This is a genomic window from Streptomyces caelestis (assembly GCF_001279005.1).
Classification (GTDB): Bacteria; Actinomycetota; Actinomycetes; order Streptomycetales; family Streptomycetaceae; genus Streptomyces; species Streptomyces heliomycini.
Genome location: NZ_LGCN01000276.1, coordinates 194,400 through 202,510, shown reverse-complemented (window position 1 = coordinate 202,510; position 8,111 = coordinate 194,400). Strand labels below are relative to the sequence as shown.

7 protein-coding genes and 1 pseudogene are annotated in these 8,111 nt (G+C 72.1%); 6 read left to right on the top strand and 2 right to left on the bottom strand.

The genetic code is table 11. The annotated features are described in order from the left end of the window. Positions 1–258: pseudogene (locus ADK41_RS38135) on the bottom strand (hypothetical protein); the annotation flags it as partial. Between the two features lie 206 nt (positions 259–464). Here ADK41_RS38135 and ADK41_RS38130 point away from each other — a divergent pair. From ADK41_RS38130 to ADK41_RS44445, 4 genes are all read left to right on the top strand, one after another. Beyond that, positions 465–1,658: an argininosuccinate synthase gene (locus tag ADK41_RS38130; protein ID WP_030832318.1), complete on the top strand. Its 1,194-nt coding sequence runs from the start codon at positions 465–467 to the stop codon at positions 1,656–1,658. A 97-nt stretch (positions 1,659–1,755) separates the two neighbouring features. After that, entirely contained in the window at positions 1,756–3,186 is a 1,431-nt protein-coding gene (argH, locus tag ADK41_RS38125) for an argininosuccinate lyase (RefSeq protein WP_030832321.1), read from the top strand. Between the two features lie 183 nt (positions 3,187–3,369). Continuing rightward, positions 3,370–4,341, top strand: a complete 972-nt coding sequence (locus ADK41_RS38120) for an aldo/keto reductase (RefSeq protein ID WP_030832325.1) — start codon at positions 3,370–3,372, stop codon at positions 4,339–4,341. 58 nt (positions 4,342–4,399) lie between these two features. Further along, positions 4,400–5,131: a TetR family transcriptional regulator gene (locus ADK41_RS44445; RefSeq protein WP_167353514.1), complete on the top strand. Its 732-nt coding sequence runs from the start codon at positions 4,400–4,402 to the stop codon at positions 5,129–5,131. A gap of 126 nt (positions 5,132–5,257) precedes the next feature. On the opposite strand, the gene ADK41_RS38110 is transcribed toward ADK41_RS44445, so the two are convergent. Continuing rightward, entirely contained in the window at positions 5,258–5,929 is a 672-nt protein-coding gene (locus ADK41_RS38110) for a lysophospholipid acyltransferase family protein (protein WP_030832332.1), read from the bottom strand. A 415-nt stretch (positions 5,930–6,344) separates the two neighbouring features. On the opposite strand from ADK41_RS38110, the gene ADK41_RS38105 reads away from it, so the two are divergent. Next, a complete protein-coding gene (locus ADK41_RS38105) occupies positions 6,345–7,514 on the top strand; it encodes a glycerophosphodiester phosphodiesterase (RefSeq protein ID WP_030832335.1) in 1,170 nt (389 codons plus the stop codon). A gap of 75 nt (positions 7,515–7,589) precedes the next feature. Then, complete coding sequence (locus tag ADK41_RS38100) at positions 7,590–8,102, top strand: sigma-70 family RNA polymerase sigma factor (protein ID WP_030832338.1); 513 nt, start codon at positions 7,590–7,592, stop codon at positions 8,100–8,102. Positions 8,103–8,111: the final 9 nt, after the last annotated feature.

Below are 8,111 nucleotides of genomic sequence, written 5' to 3'. Positions count from 1 at the left end.
CTGCTGGTCGAGGTCGCCGAGGTTGCGTTCGACCTCGGCCCGGGCGGAGGCGGGGACCGCGGGGAGCTCGGGGGCCACCTGGGGGCAGGAGACCGTGCCCGGTCCCGCCAGTGTGCGGGCGTTCGCGTCGCCGCCGTCCCCGGACGATTCGCCGGCGAGGGCGGTGCCGGCGATCACCGCGCCGGTCAGCGCCACCGCGGCGGCGCCGCCGATGAAGCCGACGCGGCGCTTGTTGTACTTCGGAAGGGCCCTGGACATGCGGATGCCTCACTTGGGTCGGGGTGTCACGGGTGTCGTCTGTCGTGATGTCTCGGTCGGTCCGACGCGGCGCCTGCGTCCGGCGACAAGTACGCGAAAGCGGTTTCGGATGTTCAACCCGGCCGCGGATTCACCGGCGGATTGACGATTCATGCGGAGTACTGCATACTCATGCATGTCAGCGAATGCACTGTGAGGAGAAACCCGTGACCGAGCGCGTCGTACTCGCCTACTCAGGCGGTCTGGACACCTCCGTCGCCATCGGCTGGATCGCCGAGGAGACGGGCGCCGAGGTCATCGCCGTCGCGGTCGACGTCGGCCAGGGCGGCGAGGACCTGGACGTCATCCGCAAGCGCGCCCTCGCCTGCGGTGCCGTCGAGGCCGAGGTCGCGGACGCCAAGGACGAGTTCGCCGAGGAGTACTGCCTCCCGGCGATCAAGGCCAACGCCCTCTACATGGACCGCTACCCGCTGGTCTCCGCGCTCTCCCGGCCGACGATCGTCAAGCACCTCGTCGCCGCCGCGCAGAAGCACGGCGCCACCACCGTCGCCCACGGCTGCACCGGCAAGGGCAACGACCAGGTCCGCTTCGAGGCCGGCATCGTCGCCCTCGCCCCCGACCTGAAGTGCATCGCCCCGGTCCGCGACTACGCCATGACCCGCGACAAGGCCATCGCCTTCTGCGAGGCCAAGGGCCTGCCGATCGCGACCACCAAGAAGTCCCCGTACTCCATCGACCAGAACGTCTTCGGCCGCGCCGTCGAGACCGGCTTCCTCGAGGACATCTGGAACGCGCCGATCGAGGACGTCTACGAGTACACGCAGAACCCGGCCGTGGCGCGCGAGCCCGACGAGGTCGTCATCACCTTCAAGGAGGGTGTGCCGGTCGCCGTCGACGGCAAGCCCGTCACCGTGCTCCAGGCCATCCAGCAGCTCAACGAGCGCGCCGGCGCCCAGGGCATCGGCCGGATCGACATGGTCGAGGACCGCCTCGTCGGCATCAAGTCCCGCGAGGTGTACGAGGCCCCCGGCGCCATCGCCCTGATCACCGCCCACCAGGAGCTGGAGAACGTCACCGTCGAGCGCGAACTCGCCCGCTACAAGCGGCAGGTCGAGCAGCGCTGGGGCGAGCTGGTCTACGACGGCCAGTGGTTCTCCCCGCTGAAGCGCGCCCTGGACGGCTTCATCACCGAGGCCAACCAGCACGTCAACGGCGACATCCGGATGACCCTGCACGGCGGCCGCGCCGTCGTCACCGGCCGGCGCTCGGAGTCGTCGCTGTACGACTTCAACCTCGCCACCTACGACACGGGCGACACCTTCGACCAGGCGGCGGCCAAGGGCTTCATCGACATCTACAGTCTGTCGTCGAAGATCGCCGCCAAGCGCGACCTGGCGTGACCGGTCGACGGTCCTCCCACGCACTGGCCTGACAGCCGCCTCCTCACTCGACCGTGGGGAGGCGGCGGCACATCCGGAACCCTCGAGGAGCACGCAAGTGAGCAGCAACAACGGTGACGTCCGGCTCTGGGGCGGCCGTTTCGCCGACGGTCCCGCCGAGGCCCTGGCGAAGCTGTCCGCGTCCGTCCACTTCGACTGGCGGCTCGCGCCCTACGACATCGCCGGCTCGCGTGCCCACGCCCGCGTGCTGCACGCGGCGGGGCTGCTCACCGAGGACGAGCTGACCCGGATGATCGCGGGCCTCGACCGGTTGGAGGCGGACGTCGCCGACGGCTCCTTCACGGGCACCATCGCCGACGAGGACGTGCACACCGCCCTGGAGCGCGGCCTGCTGGAGCGCCTCGGCCCCGACCTCGGCGGCAAGCTGCGCGCCGGCCGGTCCCGCAACGACCAGGTGGCGACCCTCTTCCGCATGTACCTGCGGGACCACGCCCGGATCATCGGCGGTCTGATCGCCGACCTCCAGGACGCGCTGACCGGCCTCGCCGAGGCCCACCCGGACGTGGCCATGCCCGGCCGCACCCACCTCCAGCACGCCCAGCCGGTGCTCTTCGCCCACCACGTCCTCGCCCACGTCCAGGCGCTGTCCCGGGACGCCGAGCGGCTGCGCCAGTGGGACGAGCGCACGGCCGTGTCCCCGTACGGCTCGGGCGCGCTCGCCGGTTCCTCCCTCGGCCTGGACCCGGAGGCCGTCGCCGAGGACCTCGGCTTCGAGCACGGCAGCGCCGCCAACTCCATCGACGGCACCGCCTCCCGCGACTTCGTCGCCGAGTTCGCCTTCATCACCGCGATGATCGGCGTGAACGTCTCCCGGATCGCCGAGGAGATCATCATCTGGAACACGAAGGAGTTCTCCTTCGTGACCCTGCACGACGCCTTCTCCACCGGCTCCTCGATCATGCCGCAGAAGAAGAACCCGGACATCGCCGAGCTGGCGCGCGGCAAGTCCGGCCGCCTGATCGGCAACCTGACCGGTCTGATGGCCACCCTCAAGGCGCTGCCCCTCGCGTACAACCGCGACCTCCAGGAGGACAAGGAGCCGGTCTTCGACTCCATCGACCAGCTGGAGGTCCTGCTCCCGGCCTTCACCGGCATGATGGCCACCCTCACCGTGCACCGCGAGCGCATGGAGGAACTGGCCCCGGCCGGCTTCTCCCTCGCCACCGACATCGCCGAGTGGCTGGTCAAGCAGGGCGTCCCGTTCCGCGTCGCCCACGAGGTGGCCGGCGAGTGCGTCAAGGTCGCCGAGTCCGAGGGCAAGGAACTGGACGAACTGACCGACGAACAGTTCGCCGGGATCTCCGCCCACCTCACCCCGGAGGTGCGGTCGGTCCTGAACGTCCCGGGCGCCCTCGCCTCCCGCGACGGCCGGGGCGGCACGGCGCCGAGCGCGGTCGCGGTCCAGCTGGCGGAAGTGAAGGCGGACGTGGCGGCCCAGCACGCGTGGGCGACGGCGAAGAAGCGGTAGGGCGACGTCCTTCAGGGGCGCGGGGCCCCGTACCGCTGTGCGGCTCCGCCACGCGGGCGCGACAGGCCACCACGCACCCGCCCCCGCGAAACGACCGAGGGAACCGGGCTCCTGAGCAAAGCCGAGGTCGTCGCGGGTTACGTTGGTCGGAAACCGTACCGGACCGACCGAACGGAGCCCGCGATGCCCTTCGCCCGGCTGGCAACAGCGACAACCCCCACCTGCCACCTCGGCCTCGGCCTCGCCGCCATCGGCCGTCCCGGCTACATCAACCTCGGCCGCAGCGACGACCTCGGAGAGAACCGCGGCGTCGAGGCGCTGCGCACCCGCACGCACGAACTCCTCGACGCCGCCTACGCCCAGGGCGTCCGCTACTTCGACGCCGCCCGCTCCTACGGCCGCTCCGAGGAGTTCCTCGCCGACTGGCTGAAGGCCCGCCCCGACGTCGACGACGTCGTCATCGGCAGCAAATGGGGCTACACCTACACCGCCGACTGGTCCACCGACGCCGAGCGGCACGAGGTCAAGGACCACTCCCTCGCGGCGTACGAGCGGCAGCGCGTCGAGACCGAGGCGCTGCTCGGGGACCGGCTCGACCTCTACCAGATCCACTCGGTGACCCCCGAGAGCCCCGCCCTCACCGACAAGGAGCTGCACGCCCGGCTCGCGGAGGCGGCGGGCGGGGGCCTCACCGTCGGCTTCTCCACCAGCGGCCCCGCCCAGGCCGACGCCATCCGCGCCGCCCTCGCCGTCACGGTCGACGGCGAGCCCCTCTTCCGTACCGTCCAGTCGACGTACAACGCCCTGGAGACCTCCGCCGGCCCCGCGCTCGCCGAGGCCCATGACGCCGGGCTCACCGTGATCGTCAAGGAGGGCATGGCCAACGGCCGGCTCGCCGCCGCGCACGCCCCGGAGGCGCTGCGGTCCGTCGCCGAGGAGACCGGCCTCGGCTGTGACGCCGTCGCCCTCGCGGTGGTCCTGCGGCAGCCGTGGGCCGGCGTGGTCCTCTCCGGCGCGGCCACCACCGCCCAGCTCGCCTCCAACCTGCACGCCGCCGCCGTCGACCTCACCGACGACCAGGTGTCCCGCCTCGCCGGCCTGGTCGAGGAGCCGGGAACCTACTGGGAGCGGCGCGGACAGCTGCCCTGGCACTGAGCGATCGGCTTTCCTCACACGGCAACCATGAGACCCGTACGCCTCGCTTGAGACATCCATGTCTCATGTGGGGTGCTGTCGTCTCATGGCTGTCGATCGTGACCATGTGCTGCGCAGCGCCGCCGCCCTGCTGACCCGCAGATCCACCGCGACCATGGACGAGGTCGCCGAGGCCGCCGGGATCAGCCGCGCCACGCTGCACCGGCAGTTCGCCGGGCGGGACGCGCTGGTCCGGGCGCTGGAGGCGCTCGGGATCGCCGGGTGCGAGGCCGCCCTGGCCGCGGCCCGGACCGACGAGGGACCGGCCGCCGACGCCGTGCGCCGCCTGGTCGCCGGAATCGAACCGCACGCCCCCCTGCTCGGGGCGGCGCTGCTGGTGGTCGGCCTGGGCGCCGGTCTCTCCTGCACGGTGACCGCCTACGTGATCCTCTCCGGCGTGCCCAAGGAGCAGGCGGGCGCGGCCTCCGCCGTCTTCGAGACGGCGTACGAACTCGGCGCGGCCCTCGGCATCGCCGTACTCGGCTCCATCGTGACCGGCGTCTACCGCGGTTTCACGGGCCCGGCGGGCACCCCGGCCGAGGCGCACGAGTCGCTGGGCGGCGCGGTGGAAGCGGCGTCCGCACTGCCCGCCCACACGGCCGAGCCCCTGCTGGACGCGGCCCGCCAGGCCTTCGTCGACGGCCTCACCCTGGCGGCGGGCACAGGAGCCGTGGTCCTCCTGGCAGCGGCGGCGGCATCATGGTTCGTGCTCCGGGACCAACGCCTGGACGACGGCGTCCCGGGAGAGTGAGAGGCCGGCCGGTTCGAGGGGCGCGGGGCTGTTCCCCTGTGCGGCTCCGCCGCGTGGACACGGCCCGGCCGCGCTGCACTCGCGCCCGCGGCGCGACCGCGGCCCCGCCCGGGCCGACGCCCTGCGTTACGCTGCCTTCGCCTTGCTGGCGTACATGTCGACGTACTCCTGCCCGGACAGCCGCATCACCTCGGTCATCACCGAGTCGGTGACCGCGCGCAGCACGTACCGGTCACGGCCCATGCCGTCGTACCGGGAGAACTCCATCGCCTCGCCGAAACGGACCGTCACCTTGCCCGGCCGGGGCAGGCCCGCGCCGCCCGGCTGGAGCTTGTCCGTGCCGATCATGGCGAACGGCACGACGGGCGCGCCGGTCATCAGGGTGAGCCGGGCGATGCCGGTGCGGCCCCGGTACAGCCGGCCGTCGGGGGAGCGGGTGCCCTCCGGGTAGATGCCGAAGATCCTGCCCTCCTCCAGCACCCGGCGTCCGGTCATCAGCGCCGCCACCCCGCCCCGGCCGCCGTCGCGGTCGACCGGGATCATGCCGACGCCGGTGAAGAACCACGCCATCAGCCGGCCCTTGAGCCCCTTGCCGGTGACGTACTCGTCCTTGCCGATGAAGACGACCTGACGGTCGCAGACGAGCGGCAGGATCATCGAGTCGATGAACGTCAGGTGATTGCCGGCCAGGATGACGGGACCGTCGCCCGGGATGTTCTCCGCGCCCTCCACCTGTGGGCGGAACATCAGGCGCATGATCGGACCGAGCACTGCCTTGATGAGCGCGAAGCGGGACAACGGGCCCTCCGGTGGGAGACGGACGTCTGTTCATGCCGTATGAGTCTGTGCAGGTGAGGACATTACTCGCGGCCCGGGGGGTCGCGCACACCGGGCCGGGCGGAGTTCACCCAGGTCTTACTCACTCTTGACCCGGGTTCACCTGCGGCGGCCCGTCCGCGGCCGGCACGCGACACGACGGTCACGCTGTGACGGAAGTCGCCCGGACCCGCACACCGCACGCGTGCCCCTCTCCGTCCGGTCCAATCGGACGAGCCGTCACATCCCCACCGGAATACGACAGACGTACGTCATCCGTATGAGGGACGCGCGTCACGCGACATCACCCGTGTGTTCGGCCCGGGGTCTCCCGTGCGTCATCCGCGCGCACCTACGATCGCTCCGCACCGGACGAGCCGACAGCAGGAGGGTCCTCATGGGAACGCGGGAGTCGAACGAACAGGCGGGCGGAACCGGACGGCGAACCCTCCTCGGCGCCGCGGTGCTCGGCGCCTCCGGGTCGGTCCTGGCGCTGGGCGGCACCGCGAGAGCCGCCGACGCCCGGCGCGGCGGCGGCCGGGGGCTGAAGGGCCTGCCCGTCCCGACGATCATCGGCCACCGCGGGGCCAGCGGTCACCGGCCCGAGCACACCCTCGGCGCCTACCAGCTCGCCCTCGACATGGGCGCGGACATCGTCGAGGCCGGCGACCTCGTGCCCACCCGGGACGGTCACCTCGTCTGCCGGCACGAGCCGGAGATCGGCGGCACCACGGACGTCGCCGACCACCCGGAGTTCGCCGGCCGGCGGACCACCAAGACACTGGACGGCGCCTCCGTCACCGGCTGGTTCACCGAGGACTTCACCCTCGCCGAGCTGAAGCGGCTGCGCGCCGTCGAGCGCATCCCCGCCAACCGCCCGCACAACACCCTCTACGACGGCCGCTGGGAGATCCCCACCTTCGAGGAGGTGCTGCGCTGGCAGGACGAGCAGACCCGCAAGCGCGGCAAGCAGGTCTGGATCTACCCCGAGCTCAAGCACCCCACCTACTTCCGCACGCTGGGACTGGGCCTGGAGGAGCGGGTCGCCAAGCTGCTGCGGCGGCACGGCAAGGACGGCAGGAACGCGCCGGTCGTCCTCCAGTCCTTCGAGCCGACCAGCGTCGAGCGCCTGAACAAGCTGGTCGACAACCCCCTCGTCGTCCTCCTCTCCGGCGCCACCACCCGCCCCTGGGACTTCGTCGAGACGGGTGACCCGCGCACCGTCGCCGACCTCGTCACCCGCAGCGGACTGCGCGAGATCGCCGGCTACGCCCAGGGCATCGGCCCCACCCTCGACCTGGTCATCCCGCGCGACGCGGCCGGCCGGCTCACCGAACCGACGACCCTGGTGCGCGACGCGCACCGGGCGGGCCTGATCCTGCACCCCTACACCCTGCGCAACGAGAACCCCTTCCTGCCCGCCGACTTCCGCAAGGGCGCCGCCCCCGATGCCTACGGCGACGTCTTCGGCGCCTACCGGGCGTACTTCGCCACCGGCATCGACGGTGTCTTCACCGACCAGCCGGACACCGGACTGCTGGCCCGCGAGGACTTCGTCAACGGCTGATCCGATCCGCCCCGGTAAGGGTGATTTCGGGCCGCTCCGGGCAACCCCGCCCGGGGTGGCCGAGTCGTTGCGCGTATGACACACGAGCCGGTCACGGCGTACGAGCTGGTCGTCTCCCTGCGTCCGCTGCTCGGCGCGGAGACCGCAGCCGAGGCGCTCGGCTCCGGGACCGAACCGGCAGACCTGGAACAGGCGGTGTGGCTCCGCCTCCTGGAGCGCCTCGACACCTGCGGTCCGCCGTCCGACCCCCCGGACTGGCTCCGCCGGGCCGTCCGCGCGGAGGCCCGCCGCACCCGCCGCACGGCCCGCCGGGAGGCCGCGTTGACCGGCGACCCCGCCGACACCGGCGGCCGCGGCCCCGAACGTCTCGCGCTCGCCGCCGCCCGCCGCCGTGCCCTGCGGGACGCCGTACGGCGGCTGCCCGGCCGCTGCCCGGAACTGATGGAGGCTCTGCTGTCCCCGCGCGACCCGACATACCGGGAGATCGCGGGGGAGTTGGGTATCTCACAGGGAGCTCTTGGCCCGGAACGCTCCAGATGCCTGGGATGTCTGCGGCGTTTGCTCACACAGGAGGTTGCGGCACGCTGAGGACGGGGA